Here is a 25,601-nt window from a genome sequence, read left to right on the forward strand (position 1 = left end):
ACTTACTGAATAACCAGCGTGTTAATGATGTTTTCTGCGGTGGTCTGCGCTTTTTGCTGATCGTCAGCAGGCAGTGTGATTTGCATGGTCAGCAGTTGGTTGCCCACGTTACCCAGAATGACGGAAGAGTACGCCGTCTGGCCTTTAGCAGAGATAACGCTGTCTAACTGCTGCATTTTGTGACCTTTCAGCTCAATGGCTTTGTTGGTCACCACTTGCAGCTGTGGATCGCGGCTACGTTGCTGATCTTCCAGACGCTTCGCCAGCACAGCCAGGTCTTCTTTCGGATCATCGCCCATAATAACAATCACCGCTTTCTGCCCGGTGGCGTCGGACCAGACGTGCATGTTATTGGCCTGTGTTCCCAGCTTACCGCTCTGGTCGGTCATATCCGCTGGCAGCGAGAAGCTTAACTTGCCATCAAGCAGGTTGACGGGATTCGCGGTAGCGTTACTTTCCGCGACTGTACCTTCCGCTGTAGTGTTAGTGTCTTTATCATCACAGGCCGCAAGCCCCATAACCAGCAGGCCAATTCCGACATATTTAACCAGATTGCGCATTGACATCTTCCTTTCGATAAACGGCCATAACGGCTCATTCATCCATCTTATCACAAGTCTGATAACGAACCTTTAACTGGCCTGCAAAGCGTTGATTTCGGATTTATCTGCCAGTCTTTTCAATAGCATATTGAGTAATACGCCATACATTGGCAGGAAAAAAACGATGCTGATTAACACTTTGAAACAGTAATCAACCAGCGCGATTTCCATCCAGTGTTCGGCCATAAAGGCATCCGGACTCCGCCAGAAAGCAATGAAGAAGAATGCCAGTGTGTCACTGACGTTACCAAACAGCGTGGACGCCGTCGGCGCCAGCCACCAGCGACGACTCTGACGCAGGCGGTTAAAGACATGCACGTCGAGGATCTGCCCCAGCGCGTAGGCCATAAAGCTGGCAGTAGCGATACGAGCGACAAACAGGTTGAAGTGGGCGAGAGCACCGAATCCCTGCCATGAACCCATATAGAACAGCGACGAGATGACATAGGAGATCAATAACGCCGGGATCATCACCGCAAAGATGATACGACGGGCCAGCGGTGCGCCAAAAATACGCACGGTCAGGTCGGTAGCAAGAAAAATAAACGGAAAGCTAAACGCGCCCCAGGTGGTGTGAAAACCAAAAATGGAGACGGGAAGCTGAACCAGATAGTTACTGGAGGTGATCACCAGCAGATGAAATAACGATAACCAGAACAACGCCTTGTAGCGCAGTGGTTGTGTTGAAACGTTCATATTTTACCTTTTTGATTAACCATTGGGGTGAGGGAACCCAATACGTACGACACGCTATTTTACCTTGATTAAATAACGTTCTTACCCTTTTTTCGAGCCGCCGCATGATACTGCTTTACGTTGACAATGCAATGGCTAATTTTCACGCAATCGTTAACCTGGTTTGCTAACGGACATACAGAGCGTAAACTAGCGCCGTTTTTTTATGTGATGAGAAGAAAATGACCGATCTCTTTTCCAGCCCTGACCACACACTCGACGCGCTTGGCCTGCGCTGCCCGGAACCGGTGATGATGGTGCGCAAAACCGTGCGCAATATGCAGCCTGGCGAAACGTTGCTGATTATCGCCGATGATCCAGCCACGACTCGCGATATTCCTGGGTTTTGTACCTTTATGGAACACGAACTGGTTGCTAAAGAGACGGATGGCTTGCCTTATCGTTATTTGATTCGTAAAGGCGGTTGATAGGGGCAGACGGGCTTCGATGCCGCCTTTTCCTCTCACCCTAACCTTCTCCCCAGATGGGCGAGGGGACCGAACGTGCTCAATGTTGCGGCTTGCAACCGGTTTGCAGGACGGATAAAGCGTTCAAGCTGCATCTGCGATACGGTGCACAATGCCTGATGCGACGCTGCCGCGTCTTATCATGCCTACGAGTTCGATGCTCTGTGTAGGCCAGATAAGGCGTTCACGCCGCATCCGGCACGCAAGTGTAATGGAATGCACAAATGGATTATTTAATTCCAGTTTGTCTGGGATTGCTGGGATTGCTGGCGATATTCGCCCCCAATTGGCTGATGCCTGTTTTTATCATCATGGGGGGATGGCTGGGGGTACTTGCCTGGGGTTGGCTCTGGCTAATGATTTTTTTACCTTTACTTAACGGTGTCGGGCTTGCTTATGCCCTGTGGTTGATGTTCAAAAGGCCATCATTAGCATCCCGTCTGGTTGCAGCATTCAGTGTTATCTCCGTCATTCTGATGTTAGCGCTATATTACGCTTTCCTGACCATGCCGCCGTTCCCGCCTCAGCACTAATCACGGTATACGGAAATGATTCCAGAAGTGCTGCCAGGGGGATCCTGGCGGCAAAAAGGTTTAACTTTCCCAGGTAATATCCAGCAACTCACCCTGCTCATCAAAATTAAATACCAGCAACTGATCCGAGATATCCTCTGATATCCCATAATCCACCGTCATTTTTAACCTGCCTGGGGCAGGAGCTGCTATCCAGAGATGAACGCCACGTAAAGTGACCTGGTTCGCACAGGCCTCGTGCGTAGGTGGAGTTATATCAAGAGATTGCAATGTTTCAGCATCGAGTTCCTCTAAATGAAACTCAATAAACTCATCAACAAACGCATTTGTTCCTTTCTTTTGCGCAAGTATGTTGCGGATAATTTCAGTACATGCAGGGAGGCTATCCAGAAGGGGAACGATTTTCTCAATGGGGGTATTTGGCAGGACATCTTCAAAAATATTTAGCCAGACAGTTCGTTTTTCATTGTTCAGCGTAACTGTTACGTATTCTGCGAAACCCTCTGACTCATCAACAGCGAGTCTTCCCCAGTAATTTGAATTTAACGTAATCATCCATTGATTCCATGTATATGTTATGTAATGAGATCCTGCGAAGCCCGTATTAGATAGCTTCGCAGGACTCACCGTATATCATGGTCAGGATGGCAGCAATCCGAAAAACTACCCCTTCCTGCGCAACAACCTTAACGCATTCGCCGTCACCAGCACCGTCGCCCCCGTATCTGCCAGCACCGCCAGCCACAGGCCGGTCATCCCTAACAGTGTGGTGACGAGGAAAACGCCTTTCAGCCCCAATGCAATGGTGATGTTCTGGCGGATATTGGCGTGAGTGGCGCGTGCCAGTTCAATCATTTGCACCAGGCCGCGCAGGTGGTTATGGGTTAATGCTGCATCGGCGGTTTCCAGCGCCACGTCTGTGCCGCTACCCATTGCAATCCCGATGGCGGCAGCTTTCATTGCTGGCGCGTCGTTAATACCGTCACCGACCATCGCCAGCGGCGCATGTTGATTCAGCTCGGTCACCGCTTTGACTTTATCTTCCGGCAATAGGCCCGCTTTAAATTCCAGCCCCAGTTCCCCGGCGATTGCCGCCGCTGCGCGTGGATTATCGCCAGTAAGGATCACCCCTTTGACGCCCAGCGCGTTCAGTTCATTGATAGCAGTTGCGGCATCGGCGCGCAGGGTGTCCTGCAATGCAATGACACCAAGTACGTCATCGTTACGTACCACCAGCACTACCGTTTGCCCGGCACTTTCCAGTTCATTAATCAAACCAGCAAATGCATCAGCAGGATGTTTACCAGCAGCGCATATCAATACGCGTTTACCGTTAACCTGCGCTTCAATACCTGACCCGACCAGCGCCCGCTGTGACTCGGCGGCGGGAATGGCGAGTGCTGCGACCTGCGCTTCACGAACTATGGCTTGCGCAAGTGGATGCGTTGCGCCTTGCTCGACCGCCGCTGCCAGTGTCAGCAGTTCAGATTCGCTAATACCCGTTGCCGGATGGATGGCGGTAACGCGTGGTTTCCCGATGGTCAGCGTTCCGGTTTTATCAAACGCCACCTGGGTAACGCGACCTAGCTGTTCCAGTGCCGCGCCACCTTTAATCAATGCCCCACGACGTGCCGCCGCAGCCAGCCCGGAGGTAATCGCCGCGGGCGTGGAGATAACTAACGCACACGGGCAACCAATCAGTAGCAGAGTCAGCCCTTTATAAATCCACTCCTGCCAGCTGGCGGCAAACAGCAGCGGCGGCACCAGCGTTACCAGCAGAGCGACGGCCATAATCGCGGGCGTATAGATACGGCTGAAACGGTCGATAAACCGCTCAATGGGCGCGCGGCGCTCTTCGGCTTCTTCAATAAGTTTCAGAATCCGGTCAATGGCGCTGGCACCCGGTTCTGACAGCACTTCCAGCGTTACCAGACGGTCTACGCTGGTGGCACCAGCAGGGACTTTATCGCCCGTTGTGCGCTCCACCGGAATAGATTCGCCGGTCAGGGCGCTTTCATCAAAACTGGCAAACGGTGAGAGCAGTTTACCGTCGGCAGGCAAACGCCCACCTGCCGCAACTTCAATCACATCGCCAGGCCGCAGGCTATTGATCGCCACCTCTTCCCGCTCACCGTTACGCAGGCGCGTGGCGGTTTCTGGTTTCAGCGCCATTAACGCGCTGACCCCTTGACGTGCGCGGCTGGCAGCCCAGCCTTCCAGTCGTTCGCCAATCAAAAACAGCAGCAACACCATCGCAGCTTCAGCCGTTGCGCCAATAAACAGCGCACCAATGGCGGCTACGCTCATTAACGTTTCAATAGCAAAGTAACTGCCGGATTTGATCAGCCGTAATGCCTGACGAGCAATTGGGTACAACCCAACCAGCGTGGTCGCGATAAACGCCAGTTGACCAAACGGATGATTGAACTGCTCCAGTCCCCAACTGATTGCCATCATCACGATAAGCGTAATCAGCGGCAGATTCTCTTTCAGGCGTGATTCTTGTGGTTCGTCGGTGGCCTGTTCATCGCGCAGGGAATAGCCTGCTTTTTGCACCGCAGATTCAACTTGTGCGCGGATGTCATTGTCGGCATCAACCACCAGCTTCTCGGTGGCAAACAACACCTGCACCTGATTCACGCCTGCAAGCTGGCGCACGGCATTTTCTACCTTGCGCGCACAGGCGGCACAGTCCATACCGCTGACTTTCCAGCTATAGCGGTTGCCGGAGATGTTTTCGGAGAGTGTTGGCGTACTGGAACATGCGCCGTCGCAGCAACAGTCGTTGGCGTTCTTTACCGGTGTTAGCGGTTTGAACGCAGCAAATTGAGGGGCTTTCTTGCCGAGATTGTCAGGAGTCGACATGGCATCCTCCGGTTAAGTTTTTTCTCATTAACCGAAGGATACACTCTGGAGTCGACTCCAGAGTCAAGTTTTATCAGAGATACAGCGAGCGGACGATGAGGAAGTGACCGGCAAAGTAGCAGGCAGCAGCAATCGCGTTATCGGCCCGGAAGCGGCGGCGATAGTGGCTACCCAGCCAGACAAAGTTGCTGATAAACAGTAACGAAGCGCCGACAAACGCAGAGAGCGCCGGAGCGGTCGGACGGAAGAACCACAGTTCACCTGCCAGCCACACCATCACCAGCGTCATACCGACAAAGGTACAAATGGGCCAACGTAACTCTTCCAGGCGCGTCCAGATAATGGCCAGCAACAGTGCGCCCAGTACCAGCAACACCAGCGGCAATGGCCAGAAGAAAGAGAGCGTCATCTGGCTGGCGAAATAGATGGTGTACAGCAGGTGAGAGAGGAAAAATGCGCCAATGGCGTACATCAGACGCTGACGTGGTAATAGCGTTAGCGCATCGCCCAGCAGCGACGCACATAGCCCCGCCAGTACCAGATAGCTAATGGCGTCGAACATCGGCGCTTGCCAGGCCAGTAATAGCAGGAGAAGAAGAGTTAACGGTTTAAACACCCAGCGTTGCCAGGTTGAACCACGATAGGAGGCATCCACAGATAGCCATGCGGAAAGACAGACAGCGATAAACGACCAAAGCATCTTAGTTCCTTGAATTCGTTATTATTTAGTAAGCGGAATGCCTACAGTCTTGCTATTCAGTTTAGTGGCGAGGGCGGACAGATGACAACACCATAACGGGCAGGGTATGCTTATTTCCGCATTTTCCGATAAGGTACAAAGATGAGTAAACCACCTCTTTTCTTTATTGTTATCATTGGCTTAATTGTTGTCGCTGCATCGTTTCGCTTTATGCAGCAGCGGCGGGAAAAAGTTGATAATGATATGGCACCGCTCCAGCAAAAGCTGGTGGTGGTGAGTAACAAGCGGGAAAAACCAATTAACGATCGCCGTTCGCGCCAGCAGGAAGTGACTCCGGCTGGCACCAGTATGCGCTATGAGGCAAGCTTCAAACCGCAAAGCGGTGGACTGGAGCAGACGTTCCGCCTCGACGCCCAGCAGTACCACGCCCTGACAGTGGGCGATAAAGGTACGCTGAGCTATAAAGGCACGCGTTTTGTCAGCTTTGCTGGCGAAGAATAAGGTTATTTTTTAACTTTAAATTTCTTCTGCCAGGCCAGCAGTTCAAACACGCCGAAAAGGAAAATACGCACCTTTTCGGCGGTGGTCATCTGCGGGCCATCTTTCGGCAAAGTGGATTTCAATAGCGCCAGCTGCATACCATGCATCAGCACGGTAAAAATCAGCGCCACGTTAACGAAAATATTCAGCGGTCGCGGAAATGGCTGAACAAGATTGAGGATTAAAAATCCCCATACGCAAAGCATTAACAAACGTCCAATATTAATCAGCATCACTTTCTCCTTGTGTTTCACGCTGATACAACCGATAAGCAACTTGACCCGCCACTTTTTCCCGATATAACGACCAGTTTGCCGGAACAGTAGGCAGGCCATTTTCTACTTCACTCTCGACATATATCCAGGCTTCGTCAGCCAGCCAGCCGTTGTCTTCCAGTAAATTAATGGTTTCTTCCAACAAGCCTCGGCGGAATGGCGGATCGACAAACACGATATTATGCGGTGTGCCTTTTTGCGCCAGGAATGACATTGCATTGCTGTTAACCACCCGCGCATTATCTGCTTTCAGGGTTGCCAGATTCTTGATTAATTGCTGATGCACCGCACGATCCATCTCAATCAGCGTGGCGCCCGCAGCGTAGCGAGACAAGGCTTCCAGCCCCAGCGCGCCGCTACCGGCGAAGCAATCCAGACATTGCGCATCGACGATAACCGGAGCCAGCCAGTTAAATAACGTTTCGCGCACGCGATCGGTGGTGGGGCGCAGGCCTGGGCTGTCCGGAACCGGGAGTTTACGGCCTCGCCACTGCCCGCCAATAATGCGGATTTGGCCGCTACCGGAATGATTCGGTTTTTTCATGATAAATTGCTCAATCCGCCAGATAACACATAATTGCAGGCGGTGATGTGTATTCAGTTAAGTGATAGACTATTTCATCATTTTTTTAGCTGCTATGTACATAGCGTTAACGCTGTGCCATGAAGCAACAGCGAGGAGTGTAGTCGCAGATGGCGAAAGAAAAAAAACGTGGCTTTTTTTCCTGGCTGGGCTTTGGTCAAAAAGAGCAGACCCCGGAAAAAGAGACAGAAGTCCAAAATGATCAATCGGTTGTAGAAGAAACTGTCCAGGCAGAAGAGCCTGCGAAGGTTGCTGAACAACCTGTTGAGGCGTTGCCGCAGGCCCATACTGAAGCCGAGGCGGAAACTTTTGCTGCCGAAGTGGTGGAAGTGACTGAACAGGTTGTCGAAAGCGAGAAAGTGCAGCCTGAAGCTGTTATCGAAGCGGAAGTCAGTGCGCAGCCAGAACCCGTAGTGGAAGAATCGCCAGCACCGGTAGTTGAACCTGAAGTTACGCCGGAGCCAGTGGCTATTGAACGTGAAGAGCTGCCATTGCCGGAAGACGTCAACGCCGAAGAGGTTTCGCCAGAAGAGTGGCAGGCCGAAGCGGAAACCGTAGAGATTGTCGAAGCGGCACAAGAAGAAGCGGCTAAAGAAGAAATCACCGACGAAGAGCTGGAAGCACAGGCGCTGGCTGCCGAAGCGGCAGAAGAGGCGGTGATGGTGGTTCCTCCGGCAGAAGAAGAGCAGCCGGTGGAAGAAATTGCCCAGGAGCAAGAAAAACCGACCAAAGAAGGTTTCTTCGCGCGCCTGAAACGCAGCCTGTTAAAAACCAAAGAAAATCTCGGTTCCGGATTTATCAGCCTGTTCCGCGGTAAAAAAATCGACGATGATCTGTTTGAGGAGCTGGAAGAGCAGCTTTTGATCGCCGATGTGGGTGTGGAAACCACGCGTAAAATCATCACCAATCTGACAGAAGGCGCATCCCGCAAGCAGCTTCGTGACGCCGAGGCGCTCTATGGCCTGCTGAAAGAAGAGATGGGCGAGATTCTGGCGAAAGTCGATGAACCACTGAACGTCGAAGGCAAAGCGCCGTTTGTGATCCTGATGGTCGGCGTCAATGGCGTGGGGAAAACCACGACGATTGGTAAGCTGGCGCGTCAGTTTGAACAGCAAGGTAAATCGGTGATGCTGGCGGCGGGCGATACTTTCCGTGCGGCAGCGGTTGAGCAGTTGCAGGTCTGGGGGCAGCGCAACAATATCCCGGTGATTGCCCAGCATACAGGTGCGGATTCCGCCTCTGTTATCTTCGATGCCATTCAGGCTGCGAAGGCGCGTAATGTTGACGTTCTGATTGCCGATACCGCCGGACGCCTGCAGAACAAATCGCACCTGATGGAAGAGCTGAAGAAAATCGTCCGCGTGATGAAGAAACTCGACGTTGAAGCCCCGCATGAAGTTATGCTGACTATCGACGCCAGCACCGGGCAGAACGCGGTAAGCCAGGCCAAACTGTTCCACGAAGCGGTTGGCTTAACCGGCATCACGTTAACGAAACTGGACGGCACGGCGAAAGGCGGGGTAATTTTCTCGGTGGCTGACCAGTTTGGTATTCCTATCCGCTATATTGGTGTCGGCGAACGTATTGAGGATTTGCGTCCGTTTAAAGCGGACGACTTTATAGAGGCACTTTTTGCCCGAGAGGATTAACAATGATTCGCTTTGAACATGTCAGCAAGGCTTATCTCGGTGGGAGACAGGCGCTGCAGGGCGTTACGTTTCATATGCAGCCGGGTGAGATGGCGTTTCTGACCGGTCATTCCGGTGCAGGGAAAAGTACCCTCCTGAAGCTGATCTGTGGGATTGAGCGGCCCAGCGCCGGGAAAATCTGGTTTAGCGGCCATGACATCACGCGTCTGAAAAACCGTGAAGTTCCGTTTCTGCGCCGCCAGATCGGCATGATTTTCCAGGATCACCATCTACTGATGGACCGTACTGTCTATGATAACGTGGCGATCCCGTTGATTATCGCCGGTGCCAGCGGTGACGATATTCGTCGCCGTGTATCGGCGGCGCTGGACAAAGTCGGGCTACTGGACAAAGCGAAAAACTTTCCAATACAGCTTTCTGGCGGTGAACAGCAGCGCGTTGGTATTGCCCGCGCGGTGGTGAACAAACCTGCGGTACTGCTGGCGGACGAACCGACCGGTAACCTGGATGATGCGCTGTCAGAAGGGATTTTACGTCTGTTTGAAGAGTTTAATCGCGTTGGGGTAACAGTATTGATGGCAACACACGACATCAACCTGATTTCACGACGTTCCTATCGCATGCTCACCCTGAGCGATGGTCACTTGCATGGAGGCGTGGGCCATGAATAAGCGCGATGCAATCAATCATATCCGGCAGTTTGGCGGGCGTCTTGATCGCTTCCGTAAATCGGCTGGCGGCTCTGGCGACGGTGGGCGTAACGCGCCGAAACGCGCGAAGTCCTCGCCAAAACCGGCAAATCGCAAAACCAACGTTTTCAACGAACAGGTGCGCTATGCGTTCCACGGCGCTTTGCAGGATCTGAAAAGCAAACCGTTCGCCACGTTTCTAACCGTGATGGTCATCGCCATCTCCCTGACGCTGCCAAGCGTCTGTTATATGGTGTACAAAAACGTTAACCAGGCGGCGACGCAGTATTATCCGTCACCGCAAATTACCGTTTACTTGCAAAAAACGCTGGATGATGACGCCGCTGCGGGCGTGGTCGCGCAGCTACAGGCCGAGCAGGGCGTGGAGAAAGTGAACTATCTTTCTCGTGAAGATGCACTGGGCGAGTTCCGTAACTGGTCTGGTTTTGGTGGTGCGCTGGATATGCTGGAAGAAAACCCGCTTCCGGCAGTAGCGGTGGTGATCCCAAAACTCGATTTTCAGGGGACGGAGTCACTGAATACGCTGCGCGATCGTATCACTCAGATTAACGGCATTGACGAAGTTCGGATGGATGACAGCTGGTTTGCCCGTCTGGCGGCGTTGACCGGGCTGGTCGGGCGCGTTTCGGCGATGATTGGCGTATTGATGGTGGCGGCCGTGTTCCTCGTCATCGGCAACAGCGTACGTCTGAGCATCTTTGCTCGCCGTGACTCCATCAACGTGCAGAAACTGATTGGTGCGACGGATGGTTTCATCCTTCGCCCGTTCCTGTACGGCGGTGCACTGCTGGGATTTTCTGGCGCATTGTTGTCATTAATTTTGTCAGAAATTCTGGTACTGCGTTTGTCGTCAGCGGTGGCGGAAGTGGCGCAGGTTTTCGGAACTAAGTTTGATATCAATGGCTTATCGTTCGATGAATGTCTGCTTTTGCTGCTGGTGTGTTCGATGATTGGTTGGGTGGCAGCCTGGCTTGCCACGGTACAACATTTACGCCATTTTACGCCTGAATAATAAAAGCGTGTTATACTCTTTCCCTGCAATGGGTTCCGTAGCAGGGAAAGAGACCCCGTTGTCTCTTCCCGGTATTTCATCTCTATGTCACATTTTGTGCGTAATTTATTCACAGCGTTGCATTGAACTTGTGGATAAAATCACGGTCTGATAAAACAGTGAATGATAACCTCATTGCTCTTAAGCTCTGGCACAGTTGTTGCTACCACTGAGGCGCCAGAAGATATCGATTGAGAGGATTTGAATGACTGACAAAATGCAAAGTTTAGCTTTAGCCCCCGTTGGCAACCTGGATTCCTACATCCGGGCAGCTAACGCGTGGCCGATGTTGTCGGCTGACGAGGAGCGGGCGCTGGCTGAAAAGCTGCATTACCATGGCGATCTGGAAGCAGCTAAAACGCTGATCCTGTCTCACCTGCGGTTTGTTGTTCATATTGCTCGTAATTATGCGGGCTATGGCCTGCCACAGGCGGATTTGATTCAGGAAGGTAACATCGGCCTGATGAAAGCAGTGCGCCGTTTTAACCCGGAAGTGGGTGTGCGCCTGGTCTCCTTCGCCGTTCACTGGATCAAAGCAGAGATCCACGAATACGTTCTGCGTAACTGGCGTATCGTCAAAGTTGCGACCACCAAAGCGCAACGCAAACTGTTCTTCAACCTGCGTAAAACCAAGCAGCGTCTGGGCTGGTTTAACCAGGATGAAGTCGAAATGGTGGCCCGTGAATTGGGCGTAACCAGCAAAGACGTGCGTGAGATGGAGTCGCGTATGGCGGCACAGGACATGACCTTTGACCTGTCTTCCGACGACGATTCCGATAGCCAGCCGATGGCTCCGGTGCTCTATCTGCAGGATAAATCATCCAACTTTGCCGACGGTATTGAAGATGATAACTGGGAAGAGCAGGCGGCAAACCGACTGACCGACGCGATGCAGGGGCTGGACGAGCGTAGCCAGGATATCATCCGCGCGCGCTGGCTGGACGAAGACAACAAGTCCACGTTGCAGGAACTGGCTGACCGTTACGGTGTTTCCGCTGAGCGTGTGCGTCAGCTGGAAAAGAACGCGATGAAAAAACTTCGCGCTGCTATTGAAGCGTAATTTCCGCTGTTAAGCAGAGAACCCTGGATGAGAGTCCGGGGTTTTTGTTTTTTGGGCCTCTGCAATAATCAATTTCCCCCTCCGGCAAAACGCCAATCCCCACGCAGATTGTTAATAAACTGTCAAAATAGCTATTCCAATATCATAAAAATGGGGTATGTTTTAGCAGAGTATGCTGCTAAAGCACGGGTAGCCATGCATAAAACGAAATAAAGTGCTGAATAACAACACCACAACACACGTAATAACCAGAAGAATGGGGATTCTCAGGATGAATATAAAGGGTAAAGCGTTACTGGCAGGATGTATCGCGCTGGCATTCAGCAATATGGCTCTGGCGGAAGATATTAAAGTTGCGGTCGTGGGCGCGATGTCTGGCCCGGTGGCGCAGTACGGTGACCAGGAGTTTACTGGCGCAGAGCAGGCGGTAGCGGATATCAACGCCAAAGGCGGCGTTAAAGGTAACAAACTGCAAATCGTAAAATATGACGATGCCTGTGACCCGAAACAGGCGGTCGCGGTGGCGAACAAAGTCGTTAACGACGGCATTAAATACGTGATTGGTCACCTCTGTTCTTCATCAACGCAGCCAGCGTCTGATATCTACGAAGACGAAGGCATTTTAATGATCACCCCTGCGGCAACCGCACCAGAGCTGACCGCGCGTGGCTATAAGTTGATTATGCGCACCACTGGCCTGGACTCTGACCAGGGACCAACGGCGGCGAAATATATTCTTGAGAAAGTGAAACCGCAGCGTATTGCTATCGTTCACGATAAGCAGCAGTACGGCGAAGGTCTGGCGCGTGCGGTGCAGGACGGTCTGAAGAAAGGCAATGCTAACGTGGTGTTCTTTGATGGCATCACCGCCGGGGAAAAAGATTTCTCAACGCTGGTGGCGCGTCTGAAGAAAGAGAATATCGACTTCGTTTACTACGGCGGTTACCACCCGGAAATGGGGCAAATCCTGCGTCAGGCGCGCGCGGCAGGGCTGAAAACTCAGTTTATGGGGCCGGAAGGCGTGGCTAACGTCTCGCTGTCTAATATCGCGGGCGAATCAGCGGAAGGGCTGCTGGTGACCAAGCCGAAGAACTACGATCAGGTTCCGGCGAACAAACCGATTGTTGATGCCATCAAAGCGAAAAAACAGGACCCAAGCGGCGCGTTCGTCTGGACCACCTACGCCGCGCTGCAATCTTTGCAGGCGGGTCTGAATCAGTCTGACGATCCGGCTGAGATCGCGAAATACCTGAAAGCGAACTCGGTGGATACCGTGATGGGGCCGCTGACGTGGGATGAGAAAGGCGATCTGAAAGGCTTTGAGTTCGGCGTATTTGACTGGCACGCCAACGGCACGGCGACTGATGCGAAGTAACAGATAGATAAATGAAAATGCCCGATGCGCTTAACGCCCATCGGGTTTTTTTGTGTTTGTTGAAATGGTTGTAGAAAGATTAAACAATCCAGGATATGCTTATTGTACGGTGATGTGCCGTACATTTTATACGGAGCAGGAGAGTTAACATGTCTGCTGTTAAAAAGCAGCGTATCGATCTGCGTTTAACTGACGATGACAAAAGTATGATTGAGGAAGCGGCAGCGATATCTAATCAGTCCGTCAGCCAATTTATGTTGAACAGCGCTTCGCAGCGGGCTGCGGAAGTGATTGAACAGCATCGGCGGATGATCCTCAATGAGGAATCCTGGACGCGGGTGATGGATGCGCTGAGTAATCCCCCGTCACCAGGTGAAAAGCTAAAACGCGCGGCAAAACGTCTTCAGGGAATGTAATAATTTATGGATGATCTGACGATAGAGATTCTGACCGATGATGCAGATTATGATCTACAGCGATTCGACTGCGGCGAGGAAGCGTTAAATCTCTTTCTGACGACACATCTGGTTCGTCAACATCGCAATAAAATTCTGCGAGCGTATATCCTTTGTCGCAACACTCCAGAACGTCAGGTGCTGGGATATTACACATTATCCGGCAGTTGTTTTGAACGAACCGCATTGCCCTCGAAATCGAAACAGAAAAAAATTCCCTACAAAAATATTCCCAGCGTCACTCTTGGGCGTCTGGCAATTGATCGTTCATTACAGGGGCAGGGATGGGGAGCAACACTGGTTGCTCATGCCATGAAAGTCGTCTGGTCAGCCTCTTTAGCGGTAGGTATTCACGGTCTTTTTGTCGAGGCGCTGAATGAAAAAGCCCATACCTTTTATCAGTCGCTGGGCTTTATCCCTTTAGTCGGGGAAAACGAAAATGCGTTATTTTTCCCAACCAAATCCATTGAACTGCTTTTTACACAGAGCGATTAACGCTTCTCCCAGCCGCCCTGCTGTGCCGTAAATCCCAGTGCCTGCATAAACGCCGTCATCACACCGCGATCTTCCACGCCTGCATCCGCCATCCACCAGCATGAAACGCCAGGATTGTTACGCAAAACCTCTTCCAGCAGATATTGCCCCACACCGCGACGTCGGGTGACTTCCCGCACGCGCAGGGAATCCAGTGCTCCCTCGGTGCCGCTTAAGGTTACCCGTACGGCAGCGAGCAGGCGCTCGTTAAAACGCGCGGCGTAGATACAGTGGTTATAGTCAACCTGTAAAGAGGAAGGGGAATACTCCGGCCAGATCTTTTGCAGGTCAATCCGGTCCTGGTCGCTAAAGTTTTCTAATCGAATGATGGTCAGCTTCATGGGTAACCCGTGTAAATCACAAAAGTGGAACCAGTGTAGCGAAATAATTTAATCGGAGGCTTTCTCTTTTTTATTTCTTTTGGCAGGTGATTAATTTTTTTTCAGCAATAATTACAAAGTTAAAACATTAGAGAATGAAAAATGTTCAGCATAATCCCCTGAATGGTAGTGAATTATTCCGCCCTTTGTACCGTTATTTTATGCTGACAACGGCGCTTTTTTCTGTTTATCTATCAATAAATTCAGAATATTATCTGTTCTTAATCGACTGAAAAATAGGGATTTTAATCGCTATTATCACAAAATACTGCGCTAAACCCTTAATCAGACAGGCAAAAACAGTGCAGTATAAAAAAAGAACAGTCTGATTTGTTAACACATAAAAACAAAGCAACACAACATTACGAGTGGGGATTTTGAATAATGAAACGGAATGCGAAAACTATCATCGCAGGGATGATTGCACTGGCAATATCACACACCGCTTTAGCCGACGATATTAAAGTTGCCGTTGTCGGCGCGATGTCCGGCCCGGTTGCCCAGTGGGGCGATATGGAATTTAACGGCGCGCGTCAGGCAATCAAAGACATCAATGCCAAAGGGGGAATTAAAGGCGATAAGCTGGTTGGCGTGGAATATGACGACGCCTGCGACCCGAAACAGGCCGTTGCGGTCGCCAACAAAATCGTTAACGACGGCATTAAATACGTTATTGGTCATCTGTGTTCTTCTTCTACCCAACCTGCGTCAGATATCTATGAAGACGAAGGTATTCTGATGATCTCGCCGGGAGCGACCAATCCGGAGCTGACCCAACGCGGTTATCAACACATCATGCGTACTGCCGGGCTGGACTCTTCCCAGGGGCCAACGGCGGCAAAATACATTCTTGAGACGGTGAAGCCCCAGCGCATCGCCATCATTCACGACAAACAACAGTATGGCGAAGGGCTGGCACGTTCGGTGCAGGACAGTCTGAAAGCGGCTAATGCCAACGTCGTTTTCTTCGACGGCATTACCGCTGGCGAGAAAGATTTCTCTGCGCTGATTGCCCGCCTGAAAAAAGAAAACATCGACTTCGTTTACTACGGCGGTTACTACCCGGAAATGGGGCAGATGCTGCGTCAGGCCCGTTCCGTCGGCCTGAAAACTCAGTTTATGGGGCCGGAAGGTGTGGGTAACGCATCATTGTCGAATATTGCCGGTGATGCCGCTGAAGGCATGTTGGTCACCATGCCAAAACGCTATGACCAGGATCCGGCAAACCAGGGCATCGTTGATGCGCTGAAAGCAGACAAGAAAGATCCATCCGGGCCATATGTCTGGATCACCTACGCGGCGGTGCAATCTCTGGCAACTGCCCTTGAGCGTATCGGCAGCGATGAGCCGCTGGCGCTGGTGAAAGATTTAAAAGCTAACGGTGCAAACACCGTGATTGGGCCGCTGAACTGGGATGAAAAAGGCGATCTTAAGGGATTTGATTTTGGTGTCTTCCAGTGGCACGCCGACGGTTCATCCACGGCAGCCAAGTGATCATCCCACCGCCCGTAAAATGCGGGCGGGTTTAGAAAGGTTACCTTATGTCTGAGCAGTTTTTATATTTCTTGCAGCAGATGTTTAACGGCGTCACGCTGGGCAGTACTTACGCGCTGATTGCCATCGGCTACACAATGGTTTACGGCATTATCGGCATGATCAACTTCGCCCACGGCGAGGTTTATATGATTGGCAGCTACGTCTCATTTATGATCATCGCCGCGCTGATGATGATGGGCATTGATACCGGCTGGCTGCTGGTGGCGGCGGGATTCGTCGGCGCAATCATCATTGCTAGCGCCTACGGCTGGAGTATCGAACGGGTGGCCTATCGCCCGGTGCGCAACTCTAAGCGCCTGATTGCGCTCATCTCTGCAATCGGTATGTCCATCTTCCTGCAAAACTACGTCAGCCTGACCGAAGGTTCGCGCGACGTGGCGCTGCCCAGCCTGTTTAACGGGCAGTGGGTGGTGGGCCATAGCGAAAACTTCTCTGCCTCTATTACTACCATGCAGGCGGTTATCTGGATTGTCACCTTCCTCGCCATGCTGGCGCTGACGATTTTCATTCGCTATTCCCGCATGGGTCGCGCGTGTCGTGCCTGCGCGGAAGATCTGAAAATGGCGAGTCTGCTTGGCATTAACACCGACCGGGTGATTGCGCTGACCTTTGTGATTGGCGCGGCAATGGCGGCGGTGGCGGGTGTGCTGCTCGGTCAGTTCTACGGCGTAATTAACCCCTACATCGGCTTTATGGCCGGGATGAAAGCCTTTACTGCTGCGGTGCTCGGTGGGATTGGCAGTATTCCGGGGGCGATGATTGGCGGGCTGATTCTGGGGATTGCGGAGGCGCTCTCTTCTGCCTATCTGAGTACGGAATATAAAGATGTAGTCTCATTCGCCCTGCTGATTCTGGTGTTGCTGGTGATGCCGACCGGTATTCTGGGTCGCCCGGAGGTAGAGAAAGTATGAAACCGATGCATATTGCAATGGCGCTGCTTTCTGCCGCGATGTTCTTTATCCTCGCTGGCGTCTTTATGGGCGTGCAGCTGGAGCTGGACGGCACCAAACTGGTGGTCGACACGGCTTCGGATGTCCGTTGGGAGTGGGTGTTTATCGGCACGGCGGTGGTCTTTTTCTTCCAGCTTTTGCGACCTGCTTTCCAGAAAGGGCTAAAAAGCGTTTCCGGACCGAAGTTTATCCTGCCAGCGATTGATGGCTCCACGGTGAAGCAAAAGCTGTTCCTCGTGGCGCTGCTGGTGCTTGCGGTTGCGTGGCCGTTTATGGTCTCGCGAGGGACGGTGGATATCGCCACCCTGACCATGATCTACATTATCCTCGGCCTCGGGCTGAACGTGGTGGTGGGGCTTTCTGGTCTGCTGGTGCTGGGGTACGGCGGCTTTTACGCCATCGGCGCCTACACCTTTGCACTGCTCAATCACTATTACGGTCTTGGGTTCTGGACCTGTCTGCCGATTGCCGGGTTAATGGCAGCGGCGGCGGGCTTCCTGCTCGGCTTCCCAGTGTTGCGTTTACGTGGCGACTATCTGGCGATCGTTACCCTCGGTTTCGGCGAAATTGTGCGCATATTGCTGCTCAATAACACAGAGATTACCGGCGGCCCGAACGGTATCAGCCAGATCCCAAAACCGACTTTCTTCGGCCTTGAGTTTAGCCGTACCGCCCGCGAAGGTGGCTGGGACACCTTCAGTAATTTCTTTGGCCTGAAATACGATCCCTCCGATCGCGTCATCTTCCTGTACCTGGTGGCGTTGCTGCTGGTGGTGTTAAGCCTGTTTGTCATTAACCGCCTGCTGCGGATGCCGCTGGGCCGTGCGTGGGAAGCATTGCGTGAAGATGAAATTGCCTGCCGTTCGCTGGGCTTAAGCCCGCGTCGTATCAAGCTGACCGCCTTTACCATCAGCGCCGCGTTTGCCGGTTTTGCCGGAACGCTGTTTGCTGCGCGCCAGGGCTTTGTCAGCCCGGAATCCTTCACCTTTGCCGAATCGGCGTTTGTGCTGGCGATAGTGGTGCTCGGCGGTATGGGCTCGCAATTTGCAGTGATTCTGGCGGCAGTTCTGCTGGTGGTGTCGCGCGAGTTGATGCGTGATTTCAACGAATACAGCATGTTAATGCTCGGTGGTTTGATGGTGCTGATGATGATCTGGCGTCCGCAGGGCTTGCTGCCCATGACGCGCCCGCAACTCAAGCTGAAAAACGGTGCAGCGAAAGGAGAGCAGGCATGAGTCAGCCATTATTATCTGTTAACGGCCTGATGATGCGCTTCGGCGGCCTGCTGGCGGTGAACAACGTCAATCTTGAACTGTACCCGCAGGAAATCGTCTCGTTAATCGGCCCTAACGGTGCCGGAAAAACCACGGTCTTTAACTGCCTGACCGGATTCTACAAACCCACCGGCGGCACCATTTTACTGCGCGATCAGCATCTTGAAGGTTTACCGGGGCAGCAAATTGCCCGCATGGGCGTGGTGCGCACCTTCCAGCATGTGCGTCTGTTCCGTGAAATGACGGTAATTGAAAACCTGCTGGTGGCGCAGCATCAGCAACTGAAAACCGGGCTGTTCTCTGGCCTGTTGAAAACGCCTTCTTTCCGTCGCGCCCAGAGCGAAGCGCTTGACCGCGCCGCCACCTGGCTTGAGCGCATTGGTTTGCTGGAACACGCCAACCGTCAGGCGAGTAACCTGGCCTATGGTGACCAGCGCCGTCTTGAGATTGCCCGCTGCATGGTGACGCAGCCGGAGATTTTAATGCTCGACGAACCTGCGGCAGGTCTTAACCCGAAAGAGACGAAAGAGCTGGATGAGCTGATTGCCGAACTGCGCAATCATCACAACACCACTATCTTGTTGATTGAACATGATATGAAGCTGGTGATGGGAATTTCGGACCGAATTTACGTGGTCAATCAGGGGACGCCGCTGGCAAACGGTACGCCGGAGCAGATCCGTAATAACCCGGACGTGATCCGTGCCTATTTAGGTGAGGCATAAGATGGAAAAAGTCATGTTGTCCTTTGACAAAGTCAGCGCCCACTACGGCAAAATCCAGGCGCTGCATGAGGTGAGCCTGCATATCAATCAGGGCGAGATTGTCACCCTTATTGGCGCGAACGGGGCGGGGAAAACCACCTTGCTCGGCACGTTATGCGGCGATCCGCGTGCCACCAGCGGGCGAATTGTGTTTGATGATAAAGACATTACCGACTGGCAGACGGCGAAAATCATGCGCGAAGCGGTAGCGATTGTTCCGGAAGGGCGTCGCGTCTTCTCGCGGATGACGGTGGAAGAGAACCTGGCGATGGGCGGCTTCTTTGCCGAACGTGACCAGTTCCAGGAGCGCATAAAGTGGGTGTATGAACTTTTTCCGCGTCTGCATGAGCGCCGTGTTCAGCGGGCGGGAACGATGTCCGGTGGTGAACAGCAGATGCTGGCGATTGGTCGCGCGCTGATGAGCAACCCGCGTTTGTTGTTGCTTGATGAGCCATCGCTCGGTCTTGCACCGATTATCATCCAGCAAATTTTCGACACCATCGAGCAGCTGCGCGAGAAGGGGATGACTATCTTCCTTGTCGAGCAGAACGCCAACCAGGCGCTGAAGCTGGCTGATCGGGGCTACGTGCTGGAAAACGGTCATGTGGTGCTCTCCGATACCGGCGATGCACTACTGGCGAACGAAGCGGTGAGAAGTGCGTATTTAGGCGGGTAATAACACGTTGATTGATAAGGAGTCAAAAGACTCCTTTGAGACAGGTGATAAATGTAAAATTGCCTGATGCGCTGCGCTTATCAGGCCTACTGGGTGAGTTGCAATATATTGAATTTGCACGATCTTGTAGGCCGGATAAGGCGTTTACGCCGCATCCGGCATGAAACGATGAGTAATCTGTAGAGTTTGATTCAGACCTTCTATTTTTCCGCTTATCCGTGCCCCATCTCCCATTTTCCCTCACCCACGCCGTCACCGCCTTGTCATCTTTCTGACACCTTACTATCTTAAAAATGTAACAAAAGAGTTATTTTTCTGTAATTCGAGCATGTCATGTTACCCCGCGAGCATAAAACGCGTGAATTCGCGCATTCGGTACAACAAGAGAGATAAACGATGAAACCGTTACATTATACAGCTTCAGCACTGGCGCTCGGACTGGCGTTAATGGGCAATGCGCAGGCAGTGACAACTATTCCGTTCTGGCATTCTATGGAAGGGGAACTGGGTAAAGAGGTGGATTCTCTGGCCCAACGTTTTAACGCCGAAAACCCGGATTACAAAATTGTACCGACCTATAAAGGTAACTACGAACAGAATTTAAGCGCGGGGATTGCCGCATTTCGTACCGGCAACGCACCGGCTATTTTGCAGGTTTATGAAGTTGGCACCGCCACCATGATGGCGTCGAAAGCCATTAAACCAGTGTATGACGTGTTTAAAGAGGCGGGGATTCAATTCGATGAGTCGCAGTTTGTGCCGACGGTTTCCGGTTACTACTCTGACAGCAAAACGGGCCACTTACTCTCCCAGCCATTCAACAGCTCGACCCCCGTTCTCTATTACAACAAAGACGCCTTCAAGAAAGCGGGGCTAGACCCGGAACAGCCGCCGAAAACCTGGCAGGATCTGGCTGACTATGCCGCGAAACTGAAAGCCTCCGGCATGAAGTGCGGCTACGCCAGCGGCTGGCAGGGCTGGATCCAACTGGAAAACTTTAGCGCCTGGAACGGTCTGCCGTTTGCCAGCAAAAACAACGGCTTTGACGGCACGGACGCGGTGCTGGAGTTCAACAAGCCGGAGCAGGTGAAACACATTGCCATGCTCGAGGAGATGAACAAGAAGGGCGACTTCAGCTACGTCGGGCGTAAGGATGAATCCACCGAGAAGTTCTATAACGGTGATTGCGCAATGACGACTGCCTCTTCTGGTTCGCTTGCCAACATTCGCGAGTACGCCAAATTCAACTACGGCGTAGGCATGATGCCTTACGACGCCGATGCGAAAGGTGCGCCACAAAACGCCATTATCGGCGGGGCCAGCCTGTGGGTGATGCAGGGCAAAGATAAAGAAACGTATACCGGTGTGGCGAAGTTCCTCGATTTCCTCGCGAAGCCAGAAAACGCTGCTGAGTGGCATCAGAAAACCGGTTATCTGCCAATTACCAAAGCGGCGTATGACCTGACCCGTGAGCAGGGCTTTTATGAGAAAAACCCAGGGGCGGATACCGCGACACGTCAGATGCTGAACAAGCCGCCGTTGCCGTTCACCAAAGGGCTGCGTCTGGGCAACATGCCGCAGATCCGCGTGATTGTGGATGAAGAGCTGGAGAGCGTGTGGACCGGTAAGAAGACACCGCAGCAGGCGCTGGATACCGCCGTTGAGCGTGGGAATCAGTTGCTGCGCCGCTTTGAGAAATCGACGAAGTCTTAACCAGTGAAATGTCGGGTGCGCTTCGCTTATCCGACCTGCCATCGTGTGTAGGCAGAATAAGTGAAGCGTATCCGGCACAGTTCAGGAATTAACCGTAATGTCATCATCCCGTCCGGTGTTCCGCTCGCGCTGGCTGCCTTATCTGCTGGTCGCGCCGCAGCTCATCATCACCGTTATCTTTTTTATCTGGCCTGCGGGCGAAGCGTTGTGGTACTCGCTACAAAGCGTCGATCCGTTTGGTTTCTCCAGCCAGTTTGTCGGCCTGGATAACTTCGTCACGCTGTTCCATGACAGCTACTATCTCGACTCCTTCTGGACGACGATAAAATTCAGTACCTTTGTCACCGTCAGCGGTTTGCTGGTGTCGCTGTTCTTCGCGGCGCTGGTGGAGTACATCGTGCGCGGCAGCCGTTTCTATCAAACCTTAATGCTGCTGCCGTATGCCGTGGCTCCCGCCGTTGCCGCCGTATTGTGGATCTTCCTGTTTAACCCCGGTCGCGGGCTGATCACTCATTTTCTCGCAGAGTTCGGCTACGACTGGAACCATGCGCAAAACAGCGGTCAGGCGATGTTTTTGGTGGTGTTTGCCTCGGTGTGGAAGCAAATCAGCTACAACTTCCTGTTCTTCTATGCCGCGCTGCAATCCATTCCCCGTTCGTTGATTGAAGCCGCAGCTATCGACGGTGCAGGGCCTATTCGCCGCTTCTTTAAGATTGCGCTGCCGCTTATCGCCCCGGTGAGTTTCTTCCTGCTGGTGGTGAACCTGGTGTATGCCTTCTTCGACACCTTCCCGGTGATCGACGCCGCCACGTCCGGCGGGCCGGTTCAGGCTACCACGACGCTGATTTATAAGATCTACCGCGAAGGCTTTACCGGACTGGATCTGGCTTCGTCTGCCGCGCAGTCGGTAGTGTTGATGTTCCTCGTCATCGTGCTGACGGTGGTGCAGTTCCGCTATGTTGAAAGCAAGGTGCGTTACCAATGATTGAGAACCGTCCGTGGCTGACGATATTCAGCCATACCATGCTGATCCTCGGGATCGCGGTGATCCTCTTCCCACTGTACGTGGCGTTTGTCGCGGCGACGCTGGATAAACAAGAAGTCTACGCCGCGCCGATGACGCTTATTCCCGGCACGCATCTGCTGGAAAACATCCACAACATCTGGGTGAACGGGGTAGGCACGAATAGCGCGCCGTTCTGGCGGATGTTGCTTAACAGCTTTGTGATGGCGTTCAGCATTACGCTCGGCAAAATTACCGTCTCGATGCTCTCGGCATTTGCCATTGTCTGGTTTCGTTTTCCGCTACGTAACCTCTTCTTCTGGATGATTTTTATCACCCTGATGTTGCCGGTTGAAGTGCGTATCTTCCCGACGGTGGAAGTCATCGCCAACCTGAAGATGCTCGACAGCTACGCCGGTTTAACGCTGCCGCTGATGGCCTCGGCGACCGCCACGTTTCTTTTCCGCCAGTTCTTTATGACGCTGCCGGATGAACTGGTGGAAGCGGCGCGGATCGACGGCGCGTCGCCAATGCGTTTCTTTTGCGACATCGTTTTTCCGCTGTCAAAAACCAATCTGGCGGCGCTGTTTGTGATCACCTTTATTTACGGCTGGAACCAGTATTTGTGGCCGTTGTTGATTATTACCGACGTTGATCTCGGCACCACCGTGGCAGGGATTAAAGGGATGATCGCCACTGGCGAAGGTACAACGGAATGGAACTCGGTGATGGCGGCGATGTTGTTAACCCTGATCCCACCAGTAGTGATTGTTTTAGTGATGCAGCGTGCCTTTGTGCGCGGCCTGGTCGATAGTGAGAAATAAGATGGCAGGACTGAAATTACAGGCAGTAACCAAAAGCTGGGATGGCAAAACCCAGGTCATTAAACCGCTGACCCTTGATGTGGCGGATGGCGAATTTATCGTGATGGTCGGGCCGTCTGGCTGCGGGAAATCGACGTTATTGCGAATGGTGGCCGGACTGGAGCGGGTAACGACGGGCGATATCTGGATCGACCGCAAGCGTGTCACTGAAATGGAGCCGAAAGATCGCGGAATTGCGATGGTATTCCAGAACTACGCGCTCTATCCGCATATGAGCGTTGAGGAGAACATGGCGTGGGGGCTGAAAATCCGCGGCATGGGCAAGCAGCAAATTGCCGAGCGCGTTAAAGAAGCGGCGCGTATTCTGGAACTGGACGGCCTGCTCAAACGTCGCCCGCGCGAGCTTTCCGGCGGTCAGCGCCAGCGTGTGGCGATGGGCCGCGCGATTGTGCGTGAGCCGGCGGTGTTCTTGTTTGATGAACCGCTCTCTAACCTCGATGCCAAGCTGCGCGTGCAGATGCGGCTTGAACTACAACAACTGCACCGTCGCCTGAAAACGACTTCACTCTATGTTACTCACGATCAGGTTGAAGCGATGACGCTCGCCCAGCGAGTGATGGTAATGAACGGCGGTGTTGCCGAACAGATTGGCACACCGGTTGAAGTGTACGAAAAGCCCGCCAGCCTGTTTGTGGCGAGCTTTATCGGCAGTCCGGCGATGAACCTGCTGGCTGGCCGCGTGAATAACGAAGGCACGCATTTCGAACTGGACGGCGGTATTGTGCTGCCGCTAAACGGTTACTATCGCCAGTATGCCGGGCGTAAAATGACCCTCGGTATCCGCCCGGAACATATTGCGCTAAGTTCGCAGGCAGAAGGTGGCGTGCCACTGGTGATGGACACGCTGGAGATCCTCGGCGCTGATAATCTGGCGCACGGACGCTGGGGCGAGCAGAAGCTGGTGGTGCGACTGGCGCATCAGGAGCGCCCGACGGCAGGCAGCACGCTGTGGCTGCATCTGCCGGAAAATCAGCTACATCTTTTTGATGGTGAAACAGGACAACGAGTATGAGTAACTGGCCTTATCCCCGCATCGTCGCTCATCGTGGCGGCGGTAAGTTGGCCCCGGAAAACACCCTGGCGGCAATCGACGTAGGGGCAAAATACGGTCATAAGATGATCGAATTTGACGCGAAGTTATCGAAAGATGGCGAGATCTTTCTGCTCCATGATGACAACCTCGAACGTACCAGCAACGGTTGGGGCGTTGCGGGCGAACTAAACTGGCAGGATTTACTGCGCGTGGATGCAGGCAGTTGGTACAGCAAAGCGTTTAAAGGTGAGCCGCTGCCGTTGCTTTCGCAGGTGGCGGAACGCTGTCGCGAACATGGGATGATGGCGAATATCGAAATCAAACCCACCACTGGCACCGGGCCATTAACGGGCAAAATGGTGGCGCTGGCGGCACGCGAACTGTGGGCCGGTATGACGCCGCCGCTGCTGTCATCGTTTGAGATTGATGCTTTAGAAGCCGCACAATTGGCGGCACCGGAACTGCCGCGTGGTTTGTTGCTTGATGAGTGGCGCGACGACTGGCGCGAACTGACCACGCGGCTGGGCTGCGTCTCTATTCATCTCAATCATAAGTTGCTCGATAAAGCGCGAGTGATGCAGTTAAAAGACGCCGGACTGCGGATTCTGGTGTATACCGTCAACAAACCCCAGCGCGCGGCAGAGTTGCTGCGCTGGGGCGTGGATTGCATCTGTACCGATGCGATTGATGTAATTGGTCCGAACTTTACGGCCCAATAGTTTTCAACGGAATGTCAGGCTGCGACGTGCTGGGCGGATTCAGCATGTCGCCGTTTTTCCTCTCTTGCAGCATATGCTGCTGATTTAGCGAACTATCCGGATTATGGTTACTGTTTAACATCCCGCCGTTGGTGTTGGGCAGCATTTGCTGCCGGGCGGGATTTAGCTCCCCCGGCTGCGACTGCAATACCCGTTGCGAGTTACTGTTAATCTGATTTTCTAAATGCTGCTGTTGTAATTGCGTCTGAGTTTTCAGTTGCTGATTCAGCATCCCTTTTTGCTGGATTTGCTGAGTCTGCATTTGAGTTTGCATCCGCTGCTGGCTGGGGATCTGATACCCCGGCTGGTTAGGATTATTCAGAGTATTAATGGGCTGTGCAAAGCCGACAAACGGCAGGAGTGCCGTCAAAAGCAGAAGTCGTTTCATCGCGTATCCTCCTCTGAAGATATCCTTTAAGTTTACTCGCTTCCCGGCAAAACGATGATTAATTCAGAGTTATATACCAGGCTTAGC

29 protein-coding genes are annotated in these 25,601 nt (G+C 52.8%); 20 read left to right on the plus strand and 9 right to left on the minus strand.

The window, feature by feature from the left end; translation table 11 throughout:
* Window positions 1–2: 2 nt before the first annotated feature.
* Both dcrB and D9597_RS00455 read right to left on the minus strand, forming a co-directional pair.
* A complete protein-coding gene (dcrB, locus tag D9597_RS00450) occupies window positions 3–560 on the minus strand; it encodes a phage sensitivity protein DcrB (protein ID WP_130221346.1) in 558 nt (185 codons plus the stop codon).
* 72 nt (window positions 561–632) lie between these two features.
* On the minus strand, window positions 633–1,298 hold the full coding sequence (locus D9597_RS00455) for a 7-cyano-7-deazaguanine/7-aminomethyl-7-deazaguanine transporter (protein ID WP_130221347.1): 666 nt from the start codon (window positions 1,296–1,298) through the stop codon (window positions 633–635).
* Between the two features lie 221 nt (window positions 1,299–1,519).
* Between D9597_RS00455 and tusA the strand changes: the two genes are divergently transcribed.
* The gene (tusA, locus tag D9597_RS00460; RefSeq protein ID WP_000130621.1) at window positions 1,520–1,765 is read left to right on the plus strand and encodes a sulfurtransferase TusA; all 246 of its coding nucleotides are present in this window, start codon (window positions 1,520–1,522) and stop codon (window positions 1,763–1,765) included.
* Between the two features lie 263 nt (window positions 1,766–2,028).
* Window positions 2,029–2,337: a hypothetical protein gene (locus D9597_RS00465; protein ID WP_130221348.1), complete on the plus strand. Its 309-nt coding sequence runs from the start codon at window positions 2,029–2,031 to the stop codon at window positions 2,335–2,337.
* A gap of 60 nt (window positions 2,338–2,397) precedes the next feature.
* Here the strand turns inward: D9597_RS00465 and D9597_RS00470 are convergent, their stop codons facing one another.
* The 3 genes from D9597_RS00470 to D9597_RS00480 form a co-directional block, all read right to left on the minus strand.
* On the minus strand, window positions 2,398–2,892 hold the full coding sequence (locus D9597_RS00470) for a DUF2004 domain-containing protein (protein WP_240780419.1): 495 nt from the start codon (window positions 2,890–2,892) through the stop codon (window positions 2,398–2,400).
* Window positions 2,893–3,000: 108 nt separating this feature from the next.
* Window positions 3,001–5,202: a Zn(II)/Cd(II)/Pb(II) translocating P-type ATPase ZntA gene (zntA, locus tag D9597_RS00475; protein ID WP_130221350.1), complete on the minus strand. Its 2,202-nt coding sequence runs from the start codon at window positions 5,200–5,202 to the stop codon at window positions 3,001–3,003.
* Between the two features lie 73 nt (window positions 5,203–5,275).
* Window positions 5,276–5,902, minus strand: coding sequence for a lysoplasmalogenase (locus D9597_RS00480; protein WP_064527705.1), 627 nt, complete (start codon window positions 5,900–5,902; stop codon window positions 5,276–5,278).
* A 141-nt stretch (window positions 5,903–6,043) separates the two neighbouring features.
* On the opposite strand from D9597_RS00480, the gene D9597_RS00485 reads away from it, so the two are divergent.
* On the plus strand, window positions 6,044–6,403 hold the full coding sequence (locus D9597_RS00485; protein WP_130221351.1) for a DUF2500 domain-containing protein: 360 nt from the start codon (window positions 6,044–6,046) through the stop codon (window positions 6,401–6,403).
* Window positions 6,404–6,405: 2 nt separating this feature from the next.
* On the opposite strand, the gene D9597_RS00490 is transcribed toward D9597_RS00485, so the two are convergent.
* A complete protein-coding gene (locus D9597_RS00490; RefSeq protein ID WP_130221352.1) occupies window positions 6,406–6,675 on the minus strand; it encodes a DUF1145 family protein in 270 nt (89 codons plus the stop codon).
* A complete protein-coding gene (gene rsmD, locus D9597_RS00495) occupies window positions 6,665–7,261 on the minus strand; it encodes a 16S rRNA (guanine(966)-N(2))-methyltransferase (RefSeq protein WP_130209084.1) in 597 nt (198 codons plus the stop codon). The genes D9597_RS00490 and rsmD overlap by 11 nt, the downstream gene beginning before the upstream one ends.
* 149 nt (window positions 7,262–7,410) lie before the next feature.
* On the opposite strand from rsmD, the gene ftsY reads away from it, so the two are divergent.
* From ftsY to ataT, 7 genes are all read left to right on the plus strand, one after another.
* The gene (gene ftsY, locus D9597_RS00500) at window positions 7,411–8,949 is read left to right on the plus strand and encodes a signal recognition particle-docking protein FtsY (protein ID WP_130217748.1); all 1,539 of its coding nucleotides are present in this window, start codon (window positions 7,411–7,413) and stop codon (window positions 8,947–8,949) included.
* A 2-nt stretch (window positions 8,950–8,951) separates the two neighbouring features.
* Entirely contained in the window at window positions 8,952–9,620 is a 669-nt protein-coding gene (gene ftsE / locus D9597_RS00505) for a cell division ATP-binding protein FtsE (RefSeq protein WP_000617723.1), read from the plus strand.
* A complete protein-coding gene (gene ftsX / locus D9597_RS00510; protein WP_130209080.1) occupies window positions 9,613–10,671 on the plus strand; it encodes a permease-like cell division protein FtsX in 1,059 nt (352 codons plus the stop codon). Before ftsE ends, ftsX begins: the two co-directional genes overlap by 8 nt.
* 244 nt (window positions 10,672–10,915) lie before the next feature.
* The gene (gene rpoH, locus D9597_RS00515; RefSeq protein WP_000130217.1) at window positions 10,916–11,770 is read left to right on the plus strand and encodes an RNA polymerase sigma factor RpoH; all 855 of its coding nucleotides are present in this window, start codon (window positions 10,916–10,918) and stop codon (window positions 11,768–11,770) included.
* Between the two features lie 271 nt (window positions 11,771–12,041).
* Window positions 12,042–13,145 carry a branched chain amino acid ABC transporter substrate-binding protein LivJ gene (gene livJ, locus D9597_RS00520; protein WP_130209078.1) on the plus strand — a complete coding sequence of 368 codons (1,104 nt, stop codon included), beginning with the start codon at window positions 12,042–12,044 and terminating at the stop codon, window positions 13,143–13,145.
* Window positions 13,146–13,294: 149 nt separating this feature from the next.
* Complete coding sequence (ataR, locus tag D9597_RS00525) at window positions 13,295–13,561, plus strand: type II toxin-antitoxin system antitoxin AtaR (protein ID WP_001277106.1); 267 nt, start codon at window positions 13,295–13,297, stop codon at window positions 13,559–13,561.
* A 6-nt stretch (window positions 13,562–13,567) separates the two neighbouring features.
* Entirely contained in the window at window positions 13,568–14,095 is a 528-nt protein-coding gene (gene ataT, locus D9597_RS00530) for a type II toxin-antitoxin system toxin acetyltransferase AtaT (RefSeq protein WP_130221353.1), read from the plus strand.
* On the opposite strand, the gene panM is transcribed toward ataT, so the two are convergent.
* The gene (gene panM, locus D9597_RS00535; protein WP_130221354.1) at window positions 14,092–14,475 is read right to left on the minus strand and encodes an aspartate 1-decarboxylase autocleavage activator PanM; all 384 of its coding nucleotides are present in this window, start codon (window positions 14,473–14,475) and stop codon (window positions 14,092–14,094) included. The two genes, ataT and panM, sit on opposite strands and share 4 nt — an antisense overlap.
* 423 nt (window positions 14,476–14,898) lie before the next feature.
* Here panM and livK point away from each other — a divergent pair, with 423 nt between their 5' ends.
* The 10 genes from livK to ugpQ all read left to right on the plus strand — a co-directional run bounded on the left by livK (window position 14,899) and on the right by ugpQ (window position 25,087).
* Entirely contained in the window at window positions 14,899–16,008 is a 1,110-nt protein-coding gene (livK, locus tag D9597_RS00540) for a high-affinity branched-chain amino acid ABC transporter substrate-binding protein LivK (RefSeq protein ID WP_130221355.1), read from the plus strand.
* 47 nt (window positions 16,009–16,055) lie between these two features.
* Window positions 16,056–16,982: a high-affinity branched-chain amino acid ABC transporter permease LivH gene (gene livH / locus D9597_RS00545; RefSeq protein WP_130209070.1), complete on the plus strand. Its 927-nt coding sequence runs from the start codon at window positions 16,056–16,058 to the stop codon at window positions 16,980–16,982.
* Window positions 16,979–18,256 (plus strand): branched chain amino acid ABC transporter permease LivM, encoded by a 1,278-nt coding sequence (livM, locus tag D9597_RS00550; protein WP_130221356.1) that lies wholly within the window; start codon window positions 16,979–16,981, stop codon window positions 18,254–18,256. Before livH ends, livM begins: the two co-directional genes overlap by 4 nt.
* On the plus strand, window positions 18,253–19,020 hold the full coding sequence (livG, locus tag D9597_RS00555) for a high-affinity branched-chain amino acid ABC transporter ATP-binding protein LivG (RefSeq protein ID WP_000082101.1): 768 nt from the start codon (window positions 18,253–18,255) through the stop codon (window positions 19,018–19,020). Before livM ends, livG begins: the two co-directional genes overlap by 4 nt.
* A gap of 1 nt (window position 19,021) precedes the next feature.
* The gene (gene livF, locus D9597_RS00560; RefSeq protein WP_130221357.1) at window positions 19,022–19,735 is read left to right on the plus strand and encodes a high-affinity branched-chain amino acid ABC transporter ATP-binding protein LivF; all 714 of its coding nucleotides are present in this window, start codon (window positions 19,022–19,024) and stop codon (window positions 19,733–19,735) included.
* Between the two features lie 396 nt (window positions 19,736–20,131).
* Window positions 20,132–21,448 carry a sn-glycerol-3-phosphate ABC transporter substrate-binding protein UgpB gene (gene ugpB, locus D9597_RS00565; RefSeq protein ID WP_130221358.1) on the plus strand — a complete coding sequence of 439 codons (1,317 nt, stop codon included), beginning with the start codon at window positions 20,132–20,134 and terminating at the stop codon, window positions 21,446–21,448.
* 97 nt (window positions 21,449–21,545) lie between these two features.
* A complete protein-coding gene (gene ugpA / locus D9597_RS00570; protein WP_000099289.1) occupies window positions 21,546–22,433 on the plus strand; it encodes a sn-glycerol-3-phosphate ABC transporter permease UgpA in 888 nt (295 codons plus the stop codon).
* A complete protein-coding gene (ugpE, locus tag D9597_RS00575; RefSeq protein WP_000572183.1) occupies window positions 22,430–23,275 on the plus strand; it encodes a sn-glycerol-3-phosphate ABC transporter permease UgpE in 846 nt (281 codons plus the stop codon). The genes ugpA and ugpE overlap by 4 nt, the downstream gene beginning before the upstream one ends.
* Window position 23,276: 1 nt before the next feature.
* Window positions 23,277–24,347, plus strand: coding sequence for a sn-glycerol 3-phosphate ABC transporter ATP binding protein UgpC (gene ugpC, locus D9597_RS00580; RefSeq protein WP_130221359.1), 1,071 nt, complete (start codon window positions 23,277–23,279; stop codon window positions 24,345–24,347).
* Complete coding sequence (ugpQ, locus tag D9597_RS00585; protein ID WP_130221360.1) at window positions 24,344–25,087, plus strand: glycerophosphodiester phosphodiesterase; 744 nt, start codon at window positions 24,344–24,346, stop codon at window positions 25,085–25,087. The genes ugpC and ugpQ overlap by 4 nt, the downstream gene beginning before the upstream one ends.
* On the opposite strand, the gene D9597_RS00590 is transcribed toward ugpQ, so the two are convergent.
* Entirely contained in the window at window positions 25,074–25,514 is a 441-nt protein-coding gene (locus D9597_RS00590; protein ID WP_130209058.1) for a DUF2756 family protein, read from the minus strand. The genes ugpQ and D9597_RS00590 overlap by 14 nt on opposite strands.
* Window positions 25,515–25,601 lie beyond the last annotated feature (87 nt).

The organism is Escherichia sp. E13S3 (genome assembly GCF_004212325.1).
Classification (GTDB): Bacteria; Pseudomonadota; Gammaproteobacteria; order Enterobacterales; family Enterobacteriaceae; genus Escherichia.